Source organism: Aeromonas sp. QDB03, assembly GCF_027707985.1.
Lineage (GTDB): Bacteria > Pseudomonadota > Gammaproteobacteria > Enterobacterales > Aeromonadaceae > Aeromonas > Aeromonas hydrophila.
This window is the reverse complement of record NZ_JAPCJG010000001.1, coordinates 454,212-475,903: the sequence shown is the minus strand read 5'-3', so window position 1 is coordinate 475,903 and position 21,692 is coordinate 454,212. Positions and strand designations below refer to the sequence as shown.

Sequence of the window (21,692 nt, the reverse complement as noted above, 5' to 3'; positions counted from 1 at the left end):
CCATCAACCATCACTCACGACATCAGGAGAGATCACATGTTTGGAACCGCTACCCGCCCCGGCGCCACCCGCGCCCTGCTGCTGGGCTCTGGCGAACTTGGCAAGGAGGTCGCCATCGAGCTGCAACGCTTCGGCATCGAGGTGATCGCCGCCGACCGCTATGCCGATGCCCCCGCCATGCAGGTGGCGCACAGAGCCCATGTACTGGACATGCTGGACGGCACCACCCTGCGCGCCCTGGTCAACGAGGTCAAACCGGATCTGATCATTCCCGAGCTTGAAGCCATCGCCACCGATACCCTGGCCGCCCTGGAGCAGGAAGGCGTCAAGGTGGTGCCGAACGCCCGCGCCACCCAGCTCACCATGAACCGGGAGGGGATCCGTCGCCTCGCCGCCGAGACACTGGGCTTGCCCACCTCCCCCTACCGCTTTGCCCAGAGCAAGGAGGAGTTTGTCGCCGCCGTTGACACCATCGGCCTGCCCTGCGTGGTGAAGCCGGTGATGAGCTCGTCCGGCAAGGGCCAGAGTGTGCTGCGCGATCTCGCCAAACTGGACGAGAGCTGGACCTATGCCCAGGAGGGCGGTCGCGCCGGCCGCGGCAAGGTGATCGTCGAGGGCTTCGTCCCCTTCGAGTACGAGATCACCCTGCTCACAGTGCGCGCCGTCGACGGCATCCACTTCTGTCAGCCCATCGGCCATCGGCAGGAAGATGGCGACTACCGCGAATCCTGGCAGCCGCAAGCCATGAGCGAGCTGGCGCTGGCCCGCTCCAAAGAGGTAGCTGCCAAGGTGGTAGAAGCCCTCGGTGGTTACGGTTTGTTCGGGGTCGAACTCTTCATCAGGGGTGACGAGGTGTGGTTCAGCGAGGTCTCGCCGCGCCCCCACGACACCGGCATGGTAACCCTCATCTCTCAGGATCTCTCCGAGTTCGCCCTGTACGTGCGCGCCATTCTGGGGCTGCCCATCGGCACCATCACCCAGTACGGGCCGAGCGCCTCCGCCGTGGTGCTGCGCGAAGGTCACAGCCAGAACATCCGCTATCAGGGGATTGGCGAGGCATTGGCGCTGGTGCCGGGTGCCCAGTTGCGGCTGTTTGGCAAGCCGGAGATCGCCGGCCGCCGCCGACTCGGCGTGGCGCTGGCTCGGGCTGAAGATTGCCCCACCGCCGTCGAGCAGGCCAAAGCCGTGGCCGCCAGGGTGGACGTGCTCTTCTGACCACTGTTTTTTGTCTCGCACAAACAAACGTTTGCCTGCGTGATCCGGCGCAAGGGGCATGGCAATGCCCCTTTTGCATTGAGGCGCCTCGCTTATAATCCCCCCTTCACCTATGTCAGGAGTACAAGATGTTAACTGCCGTGATCTTCGATATGGATGGTGTTCTGATCGACTCGGAACCCTTTTGGCAACGGGCCCAGATGGCCGTGTTCTCCGAGCTGGGACATCCCCACACGGTGGAAGATTGCGAATCGACCATTGGCGTGCGCATCGATCAGCTGGTGGCCCACTGGTATCGACTGCGCCCCTGGAGCGGCCCCAGCCAGGAAGAGGTGGTGCAGCGCATTCTGGATCGGGTCAACGCGCTGATCCTCTCCGAAGGTCAGGCCAAGGCCGGTGTGCTGGAGGCGCTCGATCTCATCGAGGCCCGCGGCCTCAAGGTGGGTCTGGCGACCTCCTCCCCCTTTGCCATGGTGGAAGCGGTACTCGGCAAGCTCGGCATTCGCGATCGCTTCCTGGCGGTCCACTCCGCCGAGGTGGAGCGCTTCGGCAAGCCGCATCCAGATGTCTATATCCACGCCGCCGAGAAGCTGGGAGTGGAGCCGGTGCATTGTCTGGCCATCGAAGACAGCTTCACCGGCCTGCTGGCGGCCAAGGCGGCCTCCATGAAGGCGCTGATCGTGCCGGACCCTGCATTAGTGGGCGATCCCCGTCTGGCCATCGCCGATCACCAGCTACGCTCGCTCACCGAGCTGGATGCCGAGATGCTGGCCAACTGGGTCAAGTAAACAGCACGCAGGTGCTGTCGGACTGACCTCCTGCCTCCCTTGATCCCGGTCATAAACGTGCGCTTGCTCGCGGTCAGGACAGAGCGAACCAACTAGAATCAGGGGAGATAGGCGGCCCACGGGCCCGAGGAGGTCATCATGATCGAGTACACCAGCAAGCGCATCGTCTGCCCCCACTGTGGCCATCATACCCGGGTCGAGCTGGATGCCAGCCAGGGGGATCAGGAGTTCTACGAGGATTGCATGGCCTGCTGCAACCCCATCCACCTGCGGCTGCACCGGGATGAGGCGCGCGACTGCCTGCAACTGTTTGTGGACGCAGACGACGAACAGATGTTCTGACTGCGAGTGAACCCACCCACAAGATCGCCAAGGGCCTGCATGATGCAGGCCCTTATTCTATGGCAAATGGCCGGGGGCACATTGGTTGGTCAACTTATCCCGGCTGACGGGCCGCCAGTACCCGCTCCACCGTGTCGACGATGGCCTGAGTCTGGGGATCAATCTCGATGTTGGTGTGCCAGCCGGCTTTGACCCAACCCAGGTTGGTGCGGGCCAGCGTCTCGGGAATGAGATTGACGCAGAACTCGTTGCTGTGCACCTCACCCACCGTCAGGCTGATGCCGTCGATGCCGATGTAACCCTTGGTCAGCACGTATTTCATAAGCGTTGGGGCAAGGCGATACCACACCTGCCGGTTGTTGGTGGTGTCGATGACCGACACCACCTGCGCGGTGCCCATGATGTGGCCGGACATCGCGTGGCCACCAATCTCGTCGCCAAAGCGGGCGGCCCGCTCCACGTTGACCTTGTCCCCCGGCTGCAACTGGCCGAGGTTGGTGAGGCGCAGGGTCTCCTGCATCAGATCGAAGCTGACCAGCTCCCCCTCGACCCGGGTGACGGTCAGGCAGCAGCCGTTGTGGGCCACGGAGGCGCCCAGCGCCAGCCCCTCGCCCCAGGCCGGGCTCGGCATGCGGATCACGTGGGTACGAAAGTTGGGCTGCTCGTCGATGGCCACCAGTTCGGCGGTCCCCTGTACTATGCCGGTGAACATGTCTCGTCTCCTGCTACGAAAAAAGGCAGGGTAACCTCGCCCCGGGCCCCAGACAAGCGCGCTGGCTGACAAGCGGGCGGCCGATCGCTATAGTGACGGCATTCAAACCAGCGCTGACAAGGAAATAAAAATGCAGGTATATCAATGCTGTGAGGCCATTCGCATCGCCTACAACCAGATTGGCTCCGGGGAGCAGGGCTATGTGCCGCAGGCCATTGCCGCCACCATCAGGGCGCTCAATGCCGTGGCATCGGACGAGCGGGTACCGGCGGATCTGCGCGAACAGGCCGCCTACGCCGCCGCCAACCTGCTGATCAGCGATCACGAAGACGCCTGATCCGGCCCTTGCGCCAAACGTTTCGTCCCGGATGAATTTCAGGCTAGAATGACCCCCCCGCACTTTGCATTCCCGTTTCGGGAGTGCAAAGGCTCTTCCCGCTACCCGCTCTTTTTACGCTTTATCTGATCCACTCGGAGGTGTCAGTGCAACGTTATTGGTCCGAGGCGAGGCAACTCGTTCGTCTAGCCAGTCCCATTCTGGTGGCCCAGGTGGCCCAGGTCGCCATGAGCTTCGTCGATACCGTGATGGCGGGCCAGGTCAGCGCCGTGGATCTGGCCGCGGTGTCGGTGGCCTCCAGTTTCTGGCTGCCGATCATCTTGCTGACCCAGGGCATCATCATGGCGCTCACCCCCATCGTTTCCCAGCTCAACGGGGCCCGCAAGCGGGACGAGGTACGTCCCGCCGTGCATCAGGGCTTCTGGCTGGCGCTGATGGTGATCCCGATCGCCATGCTGGCGCTCTATTTCAGCCCGCTGGCGCTGCACCTGATGAAGGTGGATCCCGTCATGGCCGCCAAGACCACCGGCTTTTTGCACGCCATCATGTGGGGCCTGCCCGCCTTCGTGATGTTCCAGGTGCTGCGCAACTTCAGCGAAGGGCTCTCCCACACCATGCCGACCATGGTGATCGGCTTCGTGGGGCTGGCGGTCAATATTCCCGCCAACTACATCTTCATCCACGGCCACCTCGGCATGCCGAAACTGGGCGGGGTCGGTTGCGGCGTGGCTACCGCCATCGTGCTGTGGGCCATGCTGCTGGCGATGATCGTCTATGTGAAGCTCTCCTCCCACTTCAAGGAGATCAACCTGTTCTCCCGGCTCGCCCGCCCCAATGGCAGCCGGATCTGGCGCCTGTTCCGCTTGGGCTTCCCCATCGCCATGGCCATCTTCTGCGAGGTGACCCTGTTCACCGTGGTGGCGCTGATGCTGGCCCCCTTCGGTGCGGAGACGGTGGCGAGCCATCAGATAGCCCTCAACTTCTCCAGCCTGGTGTTTATGCTGCCCTTGTCGATTGGGGTGGGTGTCACCATCCGGGTCGGCCACAGCATCGGCGAGGGTCAGCCCGAGCACGCCCGCGTCGCCGCCCGCACCGGCCTGATGCTGGGCATGGCGGTGGCTGCCGGTACCGCCGCCCTCACCGTGCTGCTGCGCGAGCATATCGCCAGTATCTACACCGACGACCTGCAGGTGATCACCCTCGCGGCCATACTGCTGTTCTTCGCCGCCATCTATCAGATCTCCGACTCGGTGCAGGTAGTGGCTGCAGCCGCCCTGCGCGGTTACAAGGATACCAAGGCGATCTTCTACGTCACCATCGTCGCCTACTGGGGACTGGGGCTGCCCACCGGCATGATCCTGGGGTTGACCGACTGGGTGGTGCCGCGCATGGGGCCGCAGGGCTTCTGGATCGGTTTCATCGTCGGCCTCACCGGCGCCGCCCTGATGCTGGGCGCCCGCCTGCGTCATATCTATGGCCGCTTTGCCAGCCCGGAGGCCTGCAGCGCCCTCTCCAAGGCGCAATAGGGCAAACTCGCCTGCAAAATCAACAGGCTGCGCAAGAACTGGGCAAACAGTCTGCTTTGTGCGTGCGGCCTGTTGACAGCCTTGGGGGGCATGGGTAGTATGCCGACCACGCCAGCAGTGCTGGCGTGGTGAAACGGGTTTCTGACCCGGTTTGCAAAGTGGGTTTATAGCTCAGTTGGTTAGAGCACTACCTTGACATGGTAGGGGTCGTTGGTTCGAATCCAATTAAACCCACCACTTTTCCGTGATGCGTCCTTAGCTCAGCTGGTTAGAGCACCACCTTGACATGGTGGGGGTCGGTGGTTCGAATCCACTAGGACGCACCATCATGGAAACCTGTTATGCGTCCTTAGCTCAGCTGGTTAGAGCATCACCTTGACATGGTGGGGGTCGGTGGTTCGAATCCACTAGGACGCACCATAACAGCTTGAATATATTGCAGATGTAAGTTTGATACAGGCTTATAGCTCAATTGGTTAGAACAGTACTTTGACATGGCGTAGGCGATGTCGTTGGTTCGAATCCGGTTGAACGCAGATGTGGGTTTATAGCTCAGTTGGTTAGAGCACTACCTTGACATGGTAGGGGTCGTTGGTTCGAATCCAATTAAACCCACCACTCCCCTGCAATCAGACAAAGTCGCCTTGCGCACCCTGCGTCCTTAGCTCAGCTGGTTAGAGCATCACCTTGACATGGTGGGGGTCGGTGGTTCGAATCCACTAGGACGCACCAGATTAGAAAAGCCCGCTCCTCGAGCGGGCTTTTTGCATCTCCCCTTCCCAGCTTCTCCTGGCGTCCGCACGGCTGAACCCGCCGCACCCTCAACCATGCCTGGCCGGTCAACCTCTCCCCGCGCCACACCGCTTAAAAGAGATCGAGCTGCTGGCCGCAGATCCGCTCGAACGACTCGCCAATAAAGGGGAGGATCGCATCGGCAATGGGCCTTAACTGCTTGTCGATGTAGTGCTCGTAGTCGATGGCGCTGCGCCGGTATTCCAGCGGCTCGGGGCCATTGAGAGTCATCAGGTAGGCGATGGAGCCCCTGTGCTGGTAGCGCTGGGGCAGACCGCGGCGCAGGTTCTCCTCGTCCGCCAGACGCGCCGCCCGCACATGGGGTGGCACGTTCTTCTGGTACTCCTCGAGTTTTTGGCGCAGCCGCTTGCGATAGACCAAGAGCTCGTCGTGCTGGCCGGCCCGGGTCTCGTCCACCATGGTGCGCACATAGCCGCTGGGATCCTGGTCGTGAAACACCATTTCGTAGAGGCGGGTCTGAAACGCCTTGGCAAGGGGCGTCCAGTCGGTGCGCACCGATTCGAGCCCCTTGAACACCAGCTGCTCCTCTTCACCTGCCTGATGGCCCGCCACCAATCCGGCATAGCGCTTCTTGCTCCCCTTCTCCAGCCCGCGAATGGTGGGCATCAGGAAGCGGCGATAGTGGGTCTCGTACTGGATCTCCAGATAGCTCGGCAGGTTGAACTCGCGCGTGATCAGTGCCGCCCAGTTGTCGTTGATCATCTTCGCCAGCCGCCGGCCAATCTCGTCCGCCTGCTCGGGGCTGGCATCCCGCCCCAGGTGCACGAAGGTGGAATCGGTGTCGCCATAGATCACCTCGAAGCCCTCCCCTTCGATCCACTCCCGGGTCTGCTGCATGATGCCGTGACCGCGCAAGGTGATGGAGGAAGCAAGCCTTGGGTCGTAGAAGCGGCAGCCCCCCGAGCCCAGCACCCCGTAGAAGGAGTTCATGATGATCTTGATGGCCTGGGAGAGCGCCTTGTTGCTGGCGGCCTTGGCCCGATCCCGCGCCGCCCACAAGGTGGCGATGAGATCCGGCAGGAAGTGGCGCTCACGGGAGAACATGGCGCCGCGAAAGCCCGCAATGGCGTGCTCGGGATGCTGCAGCCCCTCGATGAGCCCCATGGGATCGATGCAGAAGGTGCGGATGATGCTGGGATAGAGGCTCTTGAAATCGAGCACCAGCACGTGGCGATAGAGGCCGGGTTTGGAGTCCATCACATAGCCGCCGGGGCTTGCGAGCCCGCCGTCGGCCGGCAGATTGGGGGCCACGTAGCCGCCGCGATGTAGCCGTGGCAGATAGAGATTGGTAAAGGCGGCCACCGAGCCCCCTACCCGGTCCAGCTCAAGGCCGGTGAGGGAGGCGCGCTCGATGGCAAAGGGGATGAGGTGGCAGAAATCGAAGATCTCCCACACCAGCCGGCAATCTTCCAGGTTGTAGCGGGCCAGCGCCTCCTTGTCGGAGTGGAACAGCTCGGTGATCTTCTCGCCCCGGTTGGCCACGTCCTCGATATCCTTGCCGCGGCCGAGTAGCTCGCTTGCCACCGCATCCAGACTGTAACTCGGGAACTGCCAGGTGGCGCTTTTGAGGGTGTCGATGCCGTCCAGCACCATGCGCCCGGGGATGATGACGCTGCCGCTCTGGGGGTCGTTGCGCGAGGATCGCCAGAAGCAAAGCTCGTGGCCGCGCCCCAGCCGCAGCCGCCGCTTGTTGAGCTCGGCGCGGCGCAGCAGCAGGCGAAAGTCGAAGTTGACCACGTTCCAGCCAATCACCAGATCGGGGTCGTGCCGCACAAACCAGCGCTCCAGCGCATTCAGCAGGGCGCTCTCGTCCGCCACCCACTCGACCTGGGTACTCCAGCTGTCGGCATCCGCCTCCGGCGTACCGATCATGATGACCCGCGCATCCTCTTCGCTATAGAGCCCCACCGAGAAGAGCGCCCCGTCCATGGCGCACTCCACGTCCAGCGACACCCAGGAGAGGGTCGGCGTCACCGCCTGCGGTGCGCAGCGTGCCTCGTTCACCTCCCAGTAGCCGTGCTTGCCCCCTTTCTTGAGGGTGCGCCCCTCGAAGCGCACGCCGGCGGTGATGAAACGCTCCATCAGATAGCGCTCCGGTAGCCGGATATCCGCCTCGAAGTGCTCCAGCCCGCGGATGAGCAGCAGCTCGATGGCGCGGTGAAAGGCGCTCAAGGTGGCAAAGTAGCAGCCCACCACGGCGCGGCCGTCGAAGGTGTGCATCGGCAGGCGGCGAAACCGCCCGCTCACCCCCGCCCCCTTGAACAGCTCGGCGGCTTCTTCCATATGGCTCTGGGGCAGGAAGAAGACCGGCTCCTGTCCCGGTACCACCAGTCGCACCGGCCCCTGCGCGCTCCAGAGCCACATCACGATCTCGGTGCGTTCGCCATGCCCGTTGCGGCCGCGCACATCCCGCCCGTGACGGGTCAGGATGAAGCCATCGAGTGGCAGAGTAACGGGAGGAACAGGCTGGATTTCGGTCATGCAGGCTACTGGGGTCAACGCTGGGATGGAACCATTGTACGTTCATACAGTGCTTTGCTGCAATTGCCACGCCAGCCGCAATGGCCACGCCAGGCTGCGAGTCGCGCCGCAAACTGGTAAGCTCGGCCAGAGTGGCAGCCACTGCCGGTGGCGGCTTTATTCGCCGTGCTATTCATCACCCACTCTTCACCCGACATCAGGAGGTCATGTGGCGCTCTACTCTCTGCTGGATCAGCTGGCCATTCCCTATCAGCGCATCGATCACGCCCCCGTCTTCACCTGCGAGGAGGCCAGTCGGCTGCTGCCCAAGCTGCCCGCCGCCAAGACCAAGAACCTCTTCCTGCGTGACCCGAAGAGCGAGCGACTGTTTCTGGTGGTGACGCCGGAAGAGAGCCGGGTCGATCTCAAAGGTCTGGCTGCCGCCCTTGGCGTCAAGCGGCTGAGCTTTGGCTCGCCAGAGCGCCTGGAAGCCGTGCTTGGCCTCACCCCGGGTTCCGTCACCCTGCTCGCCATGGTGCGCGACAGGGAAAAAGCGGTGGAACTGGTGGTGGATGAAACGATCTGGCAGGCCGAGCGGGTGCAGTGCCACCCGCTGGTCAATACCGCCACCCTGCTTATCCGCCTCGACGACGTGCGCCGCCTGCTGGCCCACCTCGGCCGGGAGGCCACCGTCATGCGGCTGCCGGTCGTGAGCGACTGACCCAAGAGGGAGGGAAGCATAAACTCCCCGGCGTCATGCCCCGCCCCTGATTAATCGAGTCAGCAGCCCTCTTGTGGCGGTTGTTGCCGCGATCGTGCCCGGATCACTTAAACCATTGCTCAGCGGCGCAATTCATGCTGTGATCCGGTCCAGTCACCCGGCCCTGAGGTCGCTGCGCCGTTCCCGGCAGGAAGAGCCCAAACCCTTGATGCAGAGTCTGTTTTCCTCGGCCCAGTTGCTGAGTCTGGTGCTGTTCGTCAGCCTGTCGCACATCGGGGTCGCGGCCATTTTCGCCTACTTGTGGCATACCCAGCGACCGCTGCGCTCCCTGCTCTACTGGTCGGCCAGCGAACTGGCCATCGCCGCTGCCTTTGGCTGCCTGCTGCTGCGAACCCTCACGGGGGAGAGCTCCCTTGCCAATATCCTGCTTACCAACCTGCTGCTCATCGCCACCCCGCTGCTCTATGAGCGGGGGCTGCGCCACTTCTTTCGGCGCGAGGCCGACCGTTTCGGCTGGCTCTGCCCGCTCCTCGCCCTCGCCGGCTTCCTGCTGTTTGCCGTTACCGCCGCGCAGCTGCCACCGGATGACATACACAGCCGGATCGTGGTGCTCTCCGGGGCCATCTCGCTGCAGATTTGCCTGCTGCTGTGGCAGCTCTGGCGCTATCAGCGGCTGGCCCCCGCCTACCGGGTGCTGCGCTTCGCCATCCTGCTGCTCGCCCTGCAACTGGCCCTGCAGCTGGTCAGAATGGCCAAGCATCAGTGGTGGCCGGAGTCGGCCGCCTCCAGCCTGACCGATCCCCTGCTCGGCCCGGTGATCCTGCTCAGCCTGCTTTTTACCATCGCCCGCAGCTTCATTTTGCTGAGCCTGGTGCACACTCGCCAGCAGCAAGCGCTGCTCGCCACCCAGCGCGAGCTGGAGCGACGCGCCAACCTGGATGCTCTGACCGGGCTGGACAGCCGCCACCATTTCGAGCAGCAGCTGGCGGCGCGCGCCTGTCGCAGTGCCCGCCCATGGCAACTGCTGCTGATCGACCTGGACAACTTCAAGCAGATCAACGACCGCCACGGTCACCCCGCCGGCGACGCCATGTTGCGGGCGGTGGGCCGGGTGATCCGGGAGAGCCTGCCACCGGCGGGGCTGGCCGGCCGCCTTGGCGGCGACGAGCTGGCACTGCTGGTGATGGAGACATCGCAAACGCTGCCGGCCTGCTGCCAGACCCTGCAGCAACGGGTCGCAGACGCCACCCGGCCGCTGGCCGGCGGCCCCATCAGCCTCAGCATCGGACTGACCTCGCTGCAGCAGGGTGAGCGCTTCGAGCAGGCCTATCCGCGCGCGGATCGGGCACTCTATGCCGCCAAACAGGCTGGCCGCCAGCGCGCCTGCATCCAGGAGCCGCACCACAGCAAGCCCAGGCCGCTGTGGCCTCTGGCCACCCAGACCTGATGCAACCCCTCATCGAGTGCCGGGCCGCTCGGCTGACCGACGCCCCCGCCTACCGCCGCTACGTGGCCGAGTGTGGCGCCGCCGGGTTGCCGCTTTATCAGGTGGCGCAATTCGACCCGGAGCAGTGGCTGCAGGAGTTGCTCGCCCAGGCCGATGGACTGCATCTGCCGCCGGGCTACCCGCCCACCACCACCTATTTTGCCCTCGAAGGGGAAGAGATCCTCGCCACCTTGCGCCTGCGCCACGGCGACAACCCGGCCACCCGCCAGTGGCTTGGCCACATCGGTTACGAGACCCGTCCCTCCCGCCGGGGTCAAGGCGTCGCCCGCACCCTGCTCGGCTGGCTGCAGCGCCATGTGCTGAGCGAGCCCGTGCTCATCAGCTGTGACGAGGCAAATCCCGCCTCGCTCAAGGTCATTGCCGCCGCCGGCGGGCAATGGCTGGATCGCCGCTACCATACTGGCGATCGCTGCTGGCTCCGGTTTTACCGACTGGTCCCGGCCAAGGGCCAGGGCTGAGCGGCAGACAATAAAAAAGAGCGCCATAAGGCGCTCTTTTTTCACTGGCCACGGCCACCCGCAGCAAGATCAGTAGCTGTCTTCCTCTTCGGCCTTCATCCTGGCCTGACGGGCCAACGCCTCCTCCTGGGCGCTCTCGATCTCGTGCAGCACTGAGTCGAGATCCACCTGCTCGCGGCTCTCCTCGAACAAGCCGGTTAGCTCGCTGTCCGGGGTCAGCTTGCCATCTTCATACAGGGCCCACATCTCCCGGGCGTAGCGGGTCTTGAGCAGCTCGGGGGCATACATGCCGTAGTAGTTGCGCATGTTGTTGACGTCGCGCTCCAGCATGGCTTTGGCCTGGTTGTTGGCGGCGGCATCCACCACCTGGGGCAGGTCGATGATGACCGGGCCTTGGCTGTCCACCAGCACGTTGAACTCGGAGAGATCGCCGTGGATGAGGCCGGCGCAGAGCATGCGCACCACGTAACGGATCACCTTGGCATGGTCGATGACCGCCTGCTCGGCAGAGAGCGCCACGTCGTTGAGACGGGGAGCGACATTGCCCTCTTCGTCGGTGATGAGCTCCATCAGCAGCACGCCATCGAGGCAGACGTAAGGCCTGGGCACCCGCACCCCGGCCGCCGCCAGTTTGAACAGGGCATCCACTTCGGTGTTTTGCCACACCTCTTCGTGCTGCTTGCGACCGTATTTGGAGCCTTTCTCCATGGCGCGGGCATCGCGACTACCGCGCACCTTGCGCCCTTCCTGATAAACCACGGCCTGCTTGAAGCTGCGCTTGGACGCCTCTTTATAGACTTTGGCGCAGCGGATCTCGTTGCCGCAGCGCACCACATAGACGTCGGCCTCTTTGCCGCTCATCAGCCGGCTGATGACGTCATCGACCAGGCCGTCATCAACCAGAGGTTGGATTCGATTTGGAATTTTCATGGCCGCCCTTTTACCCTATTTGCGCATCAGAAGATAGCCCCTCCCGGGCCACTTGCCTATCCCTGTTTCCTGACGGCACCCCGAGTGCCGGCAACCGCGATGATCCCGGTGCGATAACCCGCGCCGCCGGGTCGGCCGGCCTCACTCCCCGGGAGGGAGATCGCCACGGATCCGCTTAATGCCCTCTTCGTAGAACCCATCCGATCCCTGCTGGTGCTCCATGGTCTCGAAGATCTTGAGAAACCACATGTACTGCTCGGGATGCTGGCGCAGCTGCTGCTCCACCATGGCGTTCATGGCACAGACATCGGCCACCAGATCCGCACCGGGATAAGGGTCGAAAGGCGGCTCGATCTCCAGCCGGTAGCAGCCCTCCTCCTCGTCATAACAGGCGAGAATGGGCACCGCCCTGGCACCGGTCAGTTTCACCAGCTTGGGCAGGGCCGGCAGGGTCGCCTTGGGATGGCCGAAGAAAGGCACGAAGATGCTGGCCTCGCGGCCGTGATCCTGATCCGGCAGGTAAAAGAAGCTGGCGCCGCTGCGGATCGCCTTGATGGCCGGCTTGATGCCGACGCTGCGCTCATATACCTTGCCGCCCTTGGCCCGCTCGCGGTTGATGTACCAGTCAAACACCTGATCCTTCGGGCTCTTCATCATGGTGCACATAGTCAGCCCACGAATGGCGAAGTAGCGGCCGATCATGTCCACCGCCCAGGTGTGGGGCACCACCAGGATCACCGGCCGGCCGGCGGCCCGCTCTGCCTCGATATGCTCCCAGCCACGCACCTTGACGCGGCTGGCCAGATGAGCGGCGCTGCGCAGGGTCAGCTCGGCAAAGCCCATGAAGGTCTTGAGACCGACCCGGATCGATTTGAGCAGCAGGGCCTGACGGCCTGCCTCGTCCAGCTCGGGAAAACAGATCTTGAGGTTGGTCTCGGCAATGTAGGCCTGCTTCTTAGAAATCCGCAGTAGGGTGGGTGCCAAACGGTTGGCGAGCCGGTCGCGCAGGCCATGGGGCACCAGCGCCAGCAGACAGAGCAGACCGAGCGCCAGCCAGCTGCCCCACCAGCGCGGATGCAGCAGACGGGGATGAAATGAGGTGTCAAAAACCGGATCGTGTGAGGACATGGCCGCCATCAAGTCATAGAAAATAAACGGTTATTTTAATTATCCTGACAAATTTTTCCACTTTGGCGGCCAGGCCCCCTGCCACCGGGCTGTCAGGCAAGGAAGCCCTCCCCCCATGGCGGGTCACCATCGCCAACAAAAATGGCCCCGCAGGGCCATATGACATAAAGGCGTGTCGCCTCAGGGCAGCGGCTGCAAGCCACTGCGGATGCGCTGGATCCCCGCCTCGTAGCGGCCATCCAGGCCGACCTGATCCTCGCGGGTATCGAAGATCTTGAGGAACCACATGTACTGACCGGGGTCGCGGCAGAGCTGCTGCTGCACCATGTCGTTCATCCGGCAGGTGTCGGCCATCACGTCATCGGTGGGATAGTTGTCAAACGGCGCGTCGATCTCCAGCCGGTAGCAGTGCTTGGCCTCGTCATAGCAGGCCAGCAAGGGCACCGCCTTGGCGCCGCTCACCTGCACCAGTCGTGGCAACGCCGGCAGCGTCGCCTTGGGGTGCCCGAAGAAGGGGGCAAAGATGCTCTTCTCGCGGCCATGATCCTGATCCGGCAGGTAGAAGAAGCTGCGGCCGCCCTTGATGGTACGGATCACCGCCTTGATGCCGGCACTGCGCTCATAGACCCGGCAACCGTTGCGGGCGCGGGCCCGATTGAGGTGCCAGTCAAAGACCGGGTTGCGTGCCCGCTTCATCATGGTGCACATGGGCACCCCGCGCCGGGTGAAGTAGTAACCGGCCGCATCCACCGGCCAGCTGTGGGGCACCACCAGGATCACCGGTCGGCCGGCGGCCTGCTCAGCTTCGATATGTTCCCAGCCGCTGACCTGCATCCGGCTCATCAGATAGGCGGGGCTGCGCACGGAGAACTCGCCAAAACCGAGCAGACTCTTGAGACCGACCCGGATCGAGGTCATCAGGATGGCGTCGCGTTCGGCCTCGCTCTTTTGCGGAAAACAGAGTGCCAGGTTGGTTCTGGCGATATAGATCTGCTTTTTCGAGATACGGAACACCAGCGGTGCCAGGGCGGCGGCGAGACGGTCGCGCAGACGGACCGGCACGAAGGCCAGCAGCATCAGTACGCCAAGCGCCAGCCAGCTGAGCCAATAGCGGGGATGCAGGAATCTGGCCTCGAAGCGGGTGTCAAACACGGGATCATGGGAAGACATGGATGGGGATCAAGCAAAGAAAATGGAGCTGCATTGTATTCGTCCTGACAGGTAATACCAGTGAAATTCATCATTGTCCCCCCAGGCTGGGCGCTGGCGCAAAAAATGGGGCACCAACGGGCATGAATGGCACCTTTCGCTGCCAGAACCGGTACAAAAAGCGCTTCACCCGAGGGTGAAGCGCTTGGTCATTATCCGGTTGATGGCCCCTGTCTGCGGCAAGGTTGCTCATCAACGCCCCGTATCCCGGCTCTCGCCGTCTTCTGTTTAGCGGCTAACCATGCCGTGCGTCACCTCGTCGCTGCTGCCGAGCGGCAGGAAGAACATCAGGTAGCGCAGAGCAACATAGCCGACGATCAGGGTGGCGGCGCCCAGCTCGAAGTGAGCCAGCAGCCGGATCTGCTCGACATACTCGGCCGCCTGGGGCCACTGCTCGACCAGGTGGCTCACCTTGAACAGGGCGGTAGCGCCGATCACCAGCGGGAAGGTGAAGGCGGCGTAGCCCGGTGAGAACGGCAGACGCAGCAGCTTGATGAAGGCCAGATAGATGATGCCGGTCATCAGCACCGCAATCCCCAGCAGTACGGCCACCAGCAGCAGGGAGGGTTCCTCGCTCACGGTCAGGTAACCGGCCAGTGACAGGCTGGCGGGAGCCGCCAGGATGGCGATGGTCGGCTTGGCGGCATCCGGCACTTCATGACTGAAGATGAGGCGATAGAGCATCAGCGGCAGCATCAGGCCGTAGCAGAGCATGCCGAACCAGAGCAGGCCGTTGGCCAGCGCCGCAAACTGACCGCCCGGGAAGGCGACGTCCGCGACTATGATCCCCACCGGCGGCACGAACCAGCTCGGTACCATGTGGTGGATTTCAAACTGTTTGGCCCGATGCCAGACGAAGGTTGCCAGGAACGCCAGGTGCAGCAGCACGGCAAACAGCCAGAGCCCCTCCCCCAGACCGGCGTCGAGCATGCCGACCGCCTTGGAGACCACCATGGTGCCCATGGCATAGGTGGGCACCACGCTGCCGACCACGGGGTGGGCCAGATCTTGCCACAGCAGGCGCGGGTGCAGCAGAAACTTGAAGGTCAGGATCACCAGCAGCACGGCGGCAACGGCAGCCCCCAGCAACTGCAGGCGGCCATCGAAGTGACCGGCATTTTCCCAGCACCAACCGAGACTGGCGATCCCGAGCGCCAGCCCTGCCATGGGAGTCGGGGCTTTGCCTAAGGATTGACGGGTTCTTGCGATCATGTCTGAAACCTCTGATGAGAGACGATGGGCATAGGATAATGGCCCCATATCGTTTACGATATCTAAATGAATTAAATCAATCGTTCAGGATATCCAAACATGAAGCTGACCCTGCAACAACTCAAGGTCTTTGCCACCATCGCCCGTTACGGCAATCTGGGGCTGGCCGCCAATGAACTGTGCCTGAGCAAGGGCGCCGTCTCCCAGTCGTTGCAGGAGCTGGAGCGCCAGCTCGCCACCCCGTTGTTCGATCGCATTCACCCCAGATTGCAGCTCAACAACGAGGGACGCCTGCTGCAACCGGCGGCCGAGGAGTTGCTGACCCGGATGCAGGACATCGAGACCCTGTTCAGCCCGGATGCCGAACCGAGCGGCCAGCTGCGTCTGGGCGCCAGCCAGACCATCGGCAACTACCTGCTGCCGGCCCTGCTCGCCACCAGCAAGCAGGAGCTGGGACAGCCGCCCCGGGTCACCATCACCAATACCCACCAGCTCTGCCACCTGCTGGCCAACTTCGAGCTGGATCTGGCGCTGATCGAGGGGGAGAACCACCACCCGGACCTGGTCAGCGAGCCCTGGCTCCACGACGAGATGCTGATCGTGGCCCAGCCCGCTCACCCCCTCGCCGGCCGCAGCCGTCTCTCCCTCGCCCAGCTGAGCGATGAGACCTGGGTGCTGCGCGAGCCCCAGTCCGGCAGCCGCGAGCAGTTCGAGCAACAGATCCAGCCCGAACTGCCGCGCTGGCAAGCGGGGCTCGAACTCAACACCCTGGAGGCGGTGATGCTGGCGGTAGAGAAGGGGCTTGGCATCTCCTTCATCTCCCACCTGGCGGTGTCGGATCGGTTGCAGGCCGGCCGTCTGGTGGCCCTGCCCCTGACCCGTCGCTTCCCCCGTCAGCTCTCCCTCATCTGGCACCGGCAGAAGTATCACTCCGCCACCCTGCGCCGCTTTCTGCAATTTTGCCGTGCCCAAGAGGATGGGCTCTCCAGCCAGATCAGCAACACCTGAGCCAATGAGATGATCGGGCAACATATTGCCCTTGCCACCGGGGTATCGGCTGCAATAGAAGAGGGAGAGCCCAGGCTCTCCCTCTTTGTCATTCAACCTTGTGACTCAGCGTTTCGCGGGCTGCAATCCCCGCTCGACCCAGCCCAGCACTTGTCTGCTCAGCGCCTGCGGCACCCAGGGCGAATCGCTCAATCCTTCTCTGACGCAGGCGGCAAAGTGATCCGCCTCGTGCTGCATGCCGCCGCCCCCGACCGGCTGCGCGATGTCGTGCGGCCAGGCTGGCAGGGGGTCGCCACCACGCCACGCTATCTGCTGGGGATTCCACCACTTGCCCACCAGCTCCAGCGCCCAGCCGGGCCCGGACAGCCAGGCCGACTTGTCGAGATCCACCACGATGGAGGCAGCAAGTTCGGCCTTGAGCGGGCCGGCAAAATCAAAGCGGGCGGCTTCGTCCACCTCGCCCTCCTGGCGAGACAGCGTGACCTCGGGCTCACCCGCGGCCAGCCCGAGCTGGTGACAGAGGGCGGCATAGAGCCAGAGCGGATAGACCCCCACATCCCAGGCGGCGCCGCCGGCCAGCGCCGGGTCGAACAGCTTGCCATCCCGCTCCTGCACCGAACCAAAGGCGGCCTGCAGCCTGTCGGGGGCCGGCAGGGCCGCAAGCCGCCCCAGCAATTCGCGCATGGCGGGGAAGCACATCACCTTCATCGCCTCCATCAGCAGCAGGCCTCGCTCGGTGGCGAGCCGCACCAGCCGATCCCAGTCCGCCACCCGGGTCACCGCCGGTTTTTCCACCAGCACGTGCTTGCCCGCCAGCAGCATGAGTTCGATCAGGGCGGCATGCTCCGGGTGGATCACCGCCACATAGACCGCCTCCACCTGGATACTGGCCGCCAATGCCTGATAGCAGCCATAGGCGTGGGGCAAGCCCTGCTCGTCGGCAAAGGCCTGCGCCCGCGCTTGATCACGGGCGGCGATCGCCACCACCCGGCTGCCACTGGCGTGCCCGTTCACATCCTGACAAAAACGGCGGGCAATGGCCCCCGCGCCGGCAATCCCCCAGCGCAGCGGCTGGTCGCTTGATCTCTGTTGCATCCCTGTTTCCTTATGCTGTCTGCCGGTCGGTCATCATGCCTTCGCCAGGCTGCGCAACCAGCGGATCTCGTCGCCCCAGATGGACTCGTCGATGGTCTCCAGGATCAGCGGAATGCCGTCGAAGCGATGGTCATTCATGATGTGATGGAACACCGCCTCCCCGAGGTTCCCCTCGCGCAGGCTGTGGTGGCGATCAACCCGGCTGCCGAAGGTGCACTTGGCGCCGTTGATATGCATCCCCTTCAGGTACTGAAAGCCGACCGTCTGTTCGAACTCGGCAAAGACGGCGGCGCAAGCGTCTGCGGTGCGCAGGTCATAACCGGCGGCAAAGGCATGGCAGGTGTCAAAGCAGATGCCGACCCGGCTCTTGTCTTCCACCCCGTCGATGATGGTGGCCAGATGCTCGAACGACCAGCCGAGGTTGGTGCCCTGACCGGCGGTGTTTTCGATCACTGCCGTCACCCCCTGGCTGCGCTCCAGCGCCCAGTTGATGGATTCGCTCACCAGCTTGAGGCTGGCCGCCTCCGGGATCTGCTTCAGGTGGCTGCCCGGATGAAAATTGAGGTAGCAGAGTCCCAGCTGTTCGCAGCGCTTCATTTCGTCCAGAAAGGCATCGCGAGACTTGGCGAGGCCATCGGGGTCGGGATGACCCAGATTGATGAGGTAGCTGTCGTGGGGCAGGATCTGCTCGGGGCGAAAGCCCCCCTTCTCGCAGGCCAGCTTGAAGGCGCGGATGCTGGTCTCGGAGAGCGGCGCCGCCTGCCACTGACGCTGGTTCTTGGTAAACAGGGCGAAGGCATTGGCGCCGATGGCCTGGGCGCGGGCGATGGTATTCTCCACCCCGCCGGCCGCACTGACGTGGGCTCCGATAAATTTCATCTCATCTCCTCTGCACTGTTGCTGGCTCTGGCCGCGCAGCAAAGGGGCGGCCAACATGGGGCGCCATTATGCCAAGCTGCCCGGCCGGCGCCAAACCGGGATTGTCGATGGCAACCATAGAGAGGCCCGCAGTGCCGGCCGCCGATGAGAGTAACGGCAACGAGTCAATCGACCGCGTCGCTCCCGCTGCTTGGCTGCCCGCTATCGCGCAGTTCGTCAGGCTCCAGGGCTGATGCCAGAATGCCGCTCAGCCACTGGATGAACGCCTGCACCCGGGGGGCCAGCTGACGGCGATGGGCATAGAGGGCGTGAATGGGCAGCGGAGGAGCCTGCCACTTTGGCAGGATGGCCACCAGCTCGCCGCTGGCCAGCAGTGGCTCCACCCCGACTCGCGGCAGCTGGATGATGCCAAGCCCGGCCAGCGCCGCCGCCAGATAGGATTCGCTGTCGTTCACCGTGAGCGCCCCGCTCATCGCCAGCACGGCGCGAGAGCCATCCGCCTGCAGGTACTCGAAACCGCTCTCCCTGGGCCCGCTGCCGCCGCCGTAGTGCACCAGCCGATGATCAGTCAGCTCGCTCAGGTTGCGCGGTGTTCCATGGCGGGCCAGGTAGGCAGCACTGGCACAGTTGATCTGGCGGTAGTGGCCAAGGGGGCGCGCCACCAGGCTGGAGGACTCGAGTGCCCCGACCCGGATCACGCAGTCAAAGCCCTCCCGCACCAGATCAACCCGCCGGTCCGTGCTGCTCAGCAGCAGTTGCAGGTCGGGGTGGGCCGCAAGCCAGGCGGGCAGCGCCGGGATCACCAGATGGCGGGCCATCCGGCTCGGCATGTCCACCCTCAGCTGGCCGCTCAGCAGCCCTTGCTGGCGAAACAGCGCGTTGAACTCCTCCATGTCCGCCAGCAGATCCTGGCAGCGGGCGTAGCAGAGCTTGCCATCCGGGGTCAGCTGCACCCGCCGGGTGGTGCGTTGCAGCAAGCGGGTGCCCATCTGCTCCTCCAGCCGCCGAATGGTCGCCGAGAGCGTCGCCTTGGGAACACTCAACTGTTCGGCACTGCGGGTAAAGCTCTCCAGCTCCGCCACCCGTACAAACATCCTCATCGCATCCAGTTGATCCATGCCGCCATTGTCTCGCCAATTGGAACAGTGCATTCATTATCACCTTATTTATCCAATCAACAACGGACAATAGAGTGATCACACCGGCTCATCCCGAGCGCATTACCCACAGACAGGAGTCCTCACATGGCCCACCCCATCGCACTCATCACCGGCGCCAGCCGCGGCCTTGGCAAACAGGCGGCGCTGGCCCTCGCCGCCCGCGGCATCGATCTCATCATCACCTATCGCAGTCAGGCCGATGAAGCGGCGGCCGTGGTGGCCGAGGCGACCGCACTCGGCGTCAAGGCCCACGCCCTGCCCCTCGATGTGGCCGACAGCAGCAGCTTTGCCACCTTCTCCCACCAGGTGCGCGAGCAGCTGAGTGCATGGCAGCGCCAGCAGATCGATTTTCTGGTCAACAACGCCGGCATCGGCATTCACGCCCCCCTAGAACAGACCACCGAACAGCAGTTCGATACCCTGTTCAACATTCACCTGAAGGGGGTGTTCTTTCTGACGCAACAGCTGTTGCCGTTGATCCGCGATGGCGGGCGCATCCTCAACCTGTCGAGCGGGCTCACCCGCTTTGCGCTGCCCGGTTATGCCGCCTATGCGGCCATGAAGGGGGGTGTCGAAGTGCTGACCCGCTATCTGGCCAAGGAGCTGGGGCCGCGCGGTATCGCCGTCAACGTGGTGGCGCCGGGGGCCATCGAGACCGACTTTGGCGGGGGGGTGGTGCGAGACAACCAGGCCGTCAACGACTTCATCGCCAGTCAGACCGCCCTGGGACGGGTGGGCCAGCCGGAGGACATCGGTGGCGTGATTGCCGCCCTGCTCTCCCCTGACAGCCGCTGGATCAATGCCCAGCGCATCGAAGCCTCGGGCGGCATGTTCCTATAGGTCCGTCCCCGCAGAGGATGCGGCGCTGCCAACAGCGGCAGCCCGTCAGTGGCTTGAGCTGACGTCAGGCGCCTGTCCGCAGGCGGCACACAGCACCTGCGGCAGATGAGCGGCCAGGGTCGCAACCACTTCCACATCGACCCGGTTCTGGCTGGCCAGTTGCTGCAAAAAGCCGAGCGCCTGCCCGGCGCTCAACCCCTCCCGGTAGGGTCGGTTCTGCACCATGGCCTGGAAGATATCGGCCACCCGCAGGATCCTCGCCTCCAGCGGCATCGCCTCGGCGGTTAGGTGGAAAGGGTAACCACAGCCATTGGGCTCTTCATGGTGATAGGAGGCCCACAGGGCGATGGCCTCGAAGCCGTCGATATGGCGCAGGATCTGATAGGTCTCGAAACTGTGGGTATTGATGATGGCCCGCTCCCGCTCATCGAGTGACCCCGCCTTGTCGAGGATCTCGTCAGGTACCCGCAGCTTGCCGAGATCGTGCAGCAACCCGGCAATCTCCAGCTGCTCGCAGTGCCCCTCTTCAATGCCCATCAGCTCGGCCAGCAGCCGGGCCAGTCTGGCCACGCCGAGGGAGTGGGCCACGGTGAAGGGACTCTTGGCATCGACGATGGCCGAGAAGATCCGCGCCAGCTGCTTGAGCTCGCCGTTGCTGGTGAGACAGGGTTCCCGCTCGCTCAGCATGTCGTGCATGTAGTCGCTGATGGCACGCCCCTCCAGTTGCAGCCAGAACGCCTCCGAGCGGGACGCCAAGAGGAAGGCCGCCACCAGCTCGGGATCGAAAAACTCACCGGCACACGCCTCGATCCGTTGCCGGATCTCGTGGGTGTGCATCAACAGGGAGCCGTCGCCGTAATGAGGTGCCGCCAGTGCATCCACCCGGTCCACCAGAAAAATGAGATTGGCCTGGCGCATCACGCCCGCCGCCAGTCCAGGGGTTTTTACCAACCGGTGCCAGTGGGTGTGGTGATAACGGATGGGCTCCGCCAGGGGTGCCAGCGGCGGAAAGTCCTTGAGCAGGTCATGACCGACCTCGCAGTGGCGCTGGGAGGACTCCCAGTCAAACTCGCTGACCAGATGGCTGTGGATGAAGGTGGAGGAGACGCCGATGTCGTGCAGCACCCCCAGCTCGAACAGGCAGGCTCGCTCGCTGGCGTTTGCTCCCAGCACCTTGCCGCACTCGGCGGCCATGATGCCGACCCGCTTGCCGTGCGCCACATCGCCGATGCCGACCAGATCCAGCGACGCCGACAAGGCGTATACCACCTGGCGCAGGTCTACCTGCTGGGAAACGTGCTCACCGTTGCGGGTGTATGGGGTGTTGCTGTTCATGATGCGTGTCCACATCT

At 63.8% G+C, this 21,692-nt stretch carries 20 protein-coding genes and 5 tRNA genes; 15 read left to right on the top strand and 10 right to left on the bottom strand.

Annotated features, from left to right (window positions below):
• The first annotated feature begins 36 nt into the window (after nucleotides 1-36).
• The 3 genes from purT to PG900_RS02110 all read left to right on the top strand — a co-directional run bounded on the left by purT (nucleotide 37) and on the right by PG900_RS02110 (nucleotide 2,345).
• Nucleotides 37-1,215, top strand: coding sequence for a formate-dependent phosphoribosylglycinamide formyltransferase (purT, locus tag PG900_RS02120; protein ID WP_270830803.1), 1,179 nt, complete (start codon nucleotides 37-39; stop codon nucleotides 1,213-1,215).
• 128 nt (nucleotides 1,216-1,343) lie between these two features.
• Nucleotides 1,344-2,003, top strand: a complete 660-nt coding sequence (gene hxpB, locus PG900_RS02115) for a hexitol phosphatase HxpB (RefSeq protein WP_043123203.1) — start codon at nucleotides 1,344-1,346, stop codon at nucleotides 2,001-2,003.
• Nucleotides 2,004-2,141: 138 nt separating this feature from the next.
• Complete coding sequence (locus PG900_RS02110; protein ID WP_005301298.1) at nucleotides 2,142-2,345, top strand: CPXCG motif-containing cysteine-rich protein; 204 nt, start codon at nucleotides 2,142-2,144, stop codon at nucleotides 2,343-2,345.
• Nucleotides 2,346-2,439: 94 nt separating this feature from the next.
• Here PG900_RS02110 and PG900_RS02105 read toward each other — a convergent pair whose 3' ends face one another.
• Nucleotides 2,440-3,057, bottom strand: coding sequence for a riboflavin synthase subunit alpha (locus PG900_RS02105; protein WP_270830802.1), 618 nt, complete (start codon nucleotides 3,055-3,057; stop codon nucleotides 2,440-2,442).
• A gap of 130 nt (nucleotides 3,058-3,187) precedes the next feature.
• Here PG900_RS02105 and PG900_RS02100 point away from each other — a divergent pair, with 130 nt between their 5' ends.
• From PG900_RS02100 to PG900_RS02070, 7 genes are all read left to right on the top strand, one after another.
• A complete protein-coding gene (locus PG900_RS02100; protein WP_005301307.1) occupies nucleotides 3,188-3,394 on the top strand; it encodes a YaeP family protein in 207 nt (68 codons plus the stop codon).
• A 146-nt stretch (nucleotides 3,395-3,540) separates the two neighbouring features.
• Nucleotides 3,541-4,920, top strand: a complete 1,380-nt coding sequence (locus tag PG900_RS02095) for an MATE family efflux transporter (protein ID WP_270830801.1) — start codon at nucleotides 3,541-3,543, stop codon at nucleotides 4,918-4,920.
• A 160-nt stretch (nucleotides 4,921-5,080) separates the two neighbouring features.
• Nucleotides 5,081-5,157, top strand: a tRNA-Val gene (locus PG900_RS02090).
• Nucleotides 5,158-5,169: 12 nt separating this feature from the next.
• A tRNA-Val gene (locus tag PG900_RS02085) sits at nucleotides 5,170-5,246 on the top strand.
• Between the two features lie 17 nt (nucleotides 5,247-5,263).
• Nucleotides 5,264-5,340, top strand: a tRNA-Val gene (locus PG900_RS02080).
• Nucleotides 5,341-5,461: 121 nt separating this feature from the next.
• Nucleotides 5,462-5,538: transfer RNA gene (locus tag PG900_RS02075), tRNA-Val, on the top strand.
• Between the two features lie 37 nt (nucleotides 5,539-5,575).
• Nucleotides 5,576-5,652: transfer RNA gene (locus tag PG900_RS02070), tRNA-Val, on the top strand.
• A gap of 132 nt (nucleotides 5,653-5,784) precedes the next feature.
• On the opposite strand, the gene PG900_RS02065 is transcribed toward PG900_RS02070, so the two are convergent.
• The gene (locus PG900_RS02065) at nucleotides 5,785-8,214 is read right to left on the bottom strand and encodes a DNA polymerase II (protein ID WP_270830800.1); all 2,430 of its coding nucleotides are present in this window, start codon (nucleotides 8,212-8,214) and stop codon (nucleotides 5,785-5,787) included.
• Between the two features lie 208 nt (nucleotides 8,215-8,422).
• Here PG900_RS02065 and PG900_RS02060 point away from each other — a divergent pair, with 208 nt between their 5' ends.
• The 3 genes from PG900_RS02060 to PG900_RS02050 all read left to right on the top strand — a co-directional run bounded on the left by PG900_RS02060 (nucleotide 8,423) and on the right by PG900_RS02050 (nucleotide 10,879).
• Nucleotides 8,423-8,914, top strand: coding sequence for a prolyl-tRNA synthetase associated domain-containing protein (locus PG900_RS02060; protein WP_269381910.1), 492 nt, complete (start codon nucleotides 8,423-8,425; stop codon nucleotides 8,912-8,914).
• Between the two features lie 208 nt (nucleotides 8,915-9,122).
• Nucleotides 9,123-10,361 carry a GGDEF domain-containing protein gene (locus PG900_RS02055; protein ID WP_270800105.1) on the top strand — a complete coding sequence of 413 codons (1,239 nt, stop codon included), beginning with the start codon at nucleotides 9,123-9,125 and terminating at the stop codon, nucleotides 10,359-10,361.
• A complete protein-coding gene (locus PG900_RS02050) occupies nucleotides 10,361-10,879 on the top strand; it encodes a GNAT family N-acetyltransferase (RefSeq protein ID WP_270800107.1) in 519 nt (172 codons plus the stop codon). Before PG900_RS02055 ends, PG900_RS02050 begins: the two co-directional genes overlap by 1 nt.
• A gap of 69 nt (nucleotides 10,880-10,948) precedes the next feature.
• Here PG900_RS02050 and PG900_RS02045 read toward each other — a convergent pair whose 3' ends face one another.
• The 4 genes from PG900_RS02045 to PG900_RS02030 form a co-directional block, all read right to left on the bottom strand.
• Nucleotides 10,949-11,809 carry a PA4780 family RIO1-like protein kinase gene (locus PG900_RS02045; RefSeq protein WP_076360669.1) on the bottom strand — a complete coding sequence of 287 codons (861 nt, stop codon included), beginning with the start codon at nucleotides 11,807-11,809 and terminating at the stop codon, nucleotides 10,949-10,951.
• Nucleotides 11,810-11,950: 141 nt separating this feature from the next.
• Nucleotides 11,951-12,946, bottom strand: coding sequence for an LpxL/LpxP family acyltransferase (locus PG900_RS02040; protein ID WP_060389247.1), 996 nt, complete (start codon nucleotides 12,944-12,946; stop codon nucleotides 11,951-11,953).
• 171 nt (nucleotides 12,947-13,117) lie between these two features.
• Nucleotides 13,118-14,107, bottom strand: a complete 990-nt coding sequence (lpxM, locus tag PG900_RS02035; protein ID WP_207136410.1) for a lauroyl-Kdo(2)-lipid IV(A) myristoyltransferase — start codon at nucleotides 14,105-14,107, stop codon at nucleotides 13,118-13,120.
• 267 nt (nucleotides 14,108-14,374) lie between these two features.
• Nucleotides 14,375-15,358, bottom strand: a complete 984-nt coding sequence (locus PG900_RS02030; RefSeq protein ID WP_270830799.1) for a TDT family transporter — start codon at nucleotides 15,356-15,358, stop codon at nucleotides 14,375-14,377.
• A gap of 99 nt (nucleotides 15,359-15,457) precedes the next feature.
• On the opposite strand from PG900_RS02030, the gene PG900_RS02025 reads away from it, so the two are divergent.
• Nucleotides 15,458-16,366 (top strand): LysR substrate-binding domain-containing protein, encoded by a 909-nt coding sequence (locus tag PG900_RS02025; RefSeq protein ID WP_270830798.1) that lies wholly within the window; start codon nucleotides 15,458-15,460, stop codon nucleotides 16,364-16,366.
• 105 nt (nucleotides 16,367-16,471) lie between these two features.
• Here the strand turns inward: PG900_RS02025 and PG900_RS02020 are convergent, their stop codons facing one another.
• The 3 genes from PG900_RS02020 to PG900_RS02010 all read right to left on the bottom strand — a co-directional run bounded on the left by PG900_RS02020 (nucleotide 16,472) and on the right by PG900_RS02010 (nucleotide 19,458).
• The gene (locus PG900_RS02020; protein WP_270830797.1) at nucleotides 16,472-17,461 is read right to left on the bottom strand and encodes a Gfo/Idh/MocA family protein; all 990 of its coding nucleotides are present in this window, start codon (nucleotides 17,459-17,461) and stop codon (nucleotides 16,472-16,474) included.
• Nucleotides 17,462-17,494: 33 nt separating this feature from the next.
• A complete protein-coding gene (nfo, locus tag PG900_RS02015; RefSeq protein ID WP_077095525.1) occupies nucleotides 17,495-18,340 on the bottom strand; it encodes a deoxyribonuclease IV in 846 nt (281 codons plus the stop codon).
• Nucleotides 18,341-18,504: 164 nt separating this feature from the next.
• Nucleotides 18,505-19,458: a LysR family transcriptional regulator gene (locus tag PG900_RS02010; protein ID WP_270831000.1), complete on the bottom strand. Its 954-nt coding sequence runs from the start codon at nucleotides 19,456-19,458 to the stop codon at nucleotides 18,505-18,507.
• Between the two features lie 126 nt (nucleotides 19,459-19,584).
• Here PG900_RS02010 and PG900_RS02005 point away from each other — a divergent pair, with 126 nt between their 5' ends.
• A complete protein-coding gene (locus PG900_RS02005) occupies nucleotides 19,585-20,340 on the top strand; it encodes an SDR family NAD(P)-dependent oxidoreductase (protein ID WP_270830796.1) in 756 nt (251 codons plus the stop codon).
• A 45-nt stretch (nucleotides 20,341-20,385) separates the two neighbouring features.
• Here the strand turns inward: PG900_RS02005 and PG900_RS02000 are convergent, their stop codons facing one another.
• Nucleotides 20,386-21,675 carry an HD-GYP domain-containing protein gene (locus tag PG900_RS02000; protein WP_270830795.1) on the bottom strand — a complete coding sequence of 430 codons (1,290 nt, stop codon included), beginning with the start codon at nucleotides 21,673-21,675 and terminating at the stop codon, nucleotides 20,386-20,388.
• Nucleotides 21,676-21,692 lie beyond the last annotated feature (17 nt).

What these genes read in the sequence shown, in the direction of transcription:
- PG900_RS02055 (WP_270800105.1), top strand. Translation starts at nt 9,123, where the DNA reads ATGCAGAGTCTGTTTTCCTCGGCCCAGTTGCTGAGTCTGGTGCTGTTC.
- purT (WP_270830803.1), top strand. Translation starts at nt 37, where the DNA reads ATGTTTGGAACCGCTACCCGCCCCGGCGCCACCCGCGCCCTGCTGCTG.
- PG900_RS02000 (WP_270830795.1), bottom strand. Translation starts at nt 21,675, where the DNA reads ATGAACAGCAACACCCCATACACCCGCAACGGTGAGCACGTTTCCCAG.
- PG900_RS02105 (WP_270830802.1), bottom strand. Translation starts at nt 3,057, where the DNA reads ATGTTCACCGGCATAGTACAGGGGACCGCCGAACTGGTGGCCATCGAC.
- PG900_RS02110 (WP_005301298.1), top strand. Translation starts at nt 2,142, where the DNA reads ATGATCGAGTACACCAGCAAGCGCATCGTCTGCCCCCACTGTGGCCAT.
- hxpB (WP_043123203.1), top strand. Translation starts at nt 1,344, where the DNA reads ATGTTAACTGCCGTGATCTTCGATATGGATGGTGTTCTGATCGACTCG.
- PG900_RS02100 (WP_005301307.1), top strand. Translation starts at nt 3,188, where the DNA reads ATGCAGGTATATCAATGCTGTGAGGCCATTCGCATCGCCTACAACCAG.
- PG900_RS02030 (WP_270830799.1), bottom strand. Translation starts at nt 15,358, where the DNA reads ATGATCGCAAGAACCCGTCAATCCTTAGGCAAAGCCCCGACTCCCATG.
- PG900_RS02040 (WP_060389247.1), bottom strand. Translation starts at nt 12,946, where the DNA reads ATGGCGGCCATGTCCTCACACGATCCGGTTTTTGACACCTCATTTCAT.
- PG900_RS02025 (WP_270830798.1), top strand. Translation starts at nt 15,458, where the DNA reads ATGAAGCTGACCCTGCAACAACTCAAGGTCTTTGCCACCATCGCCCGT.
- nfo (WP_077095525.1), bottom strand. Translation starts at nt 18,340, where the DNA reads ATGAAATTTATCGGAGCCCACGTCAGTGCGGCCGGCGGGGTGGAGAAT.
- PG900_RS02050 (WP_270800107.1), top strand. Translation starts at nt 10,361, where the DNA reads ATGCAACCCCTCATCGAGTGCCGGGCCGCTCGGCTGACCGACGCCCCC.
- PG900_RS02045 (WP_076360669.1), bottom strand. Translation starts at nt 11,809, where the DNA reads ATGAAAATTCCAAATCGAATCCAACCTCTGGTTGATGACGGCCTGGTC.
- PG900_RS02005 (WP_270830796.1), top strand. Translation starts at nt 19,585, where the DNA reads ATGGCCCACCCCATCGCACTCATCACCGGCGCCAGCCGCGGCCTTGGC.
- PG900_RS02010 (WP_270831000.1), bottom strand. Translation starts at nt 19,458, where the DNA reads ATGGATCAACTGGATGCGATGAGGATGTTTGTACGGGTGGCGGAGCTG.
- PG900_RS02065 (WP_270830800.1), bottom strand. Translation starts at nt 8,214, where the DNA reads ATGACCGAAATCCAGCCTGTTCCTCCCGTTACTCTGCCACTCGATGGC.
- lpxM (WP_207136410.1), bottom strand. Translation starts at nt 14,107, where the DNA reads ATGTCTTCCCATGATCCCGTGTTTGACACCCGCTTCGAGGCCAGATTC.
- PG900_RS02020 (WP_270830797.1), bottom strand. Translation starts at nt 17,461, where the DNA reads ATGCAACAGAGATCAAGCGACCAGCCGCTGCGCTGGGGGATTGCCGGC.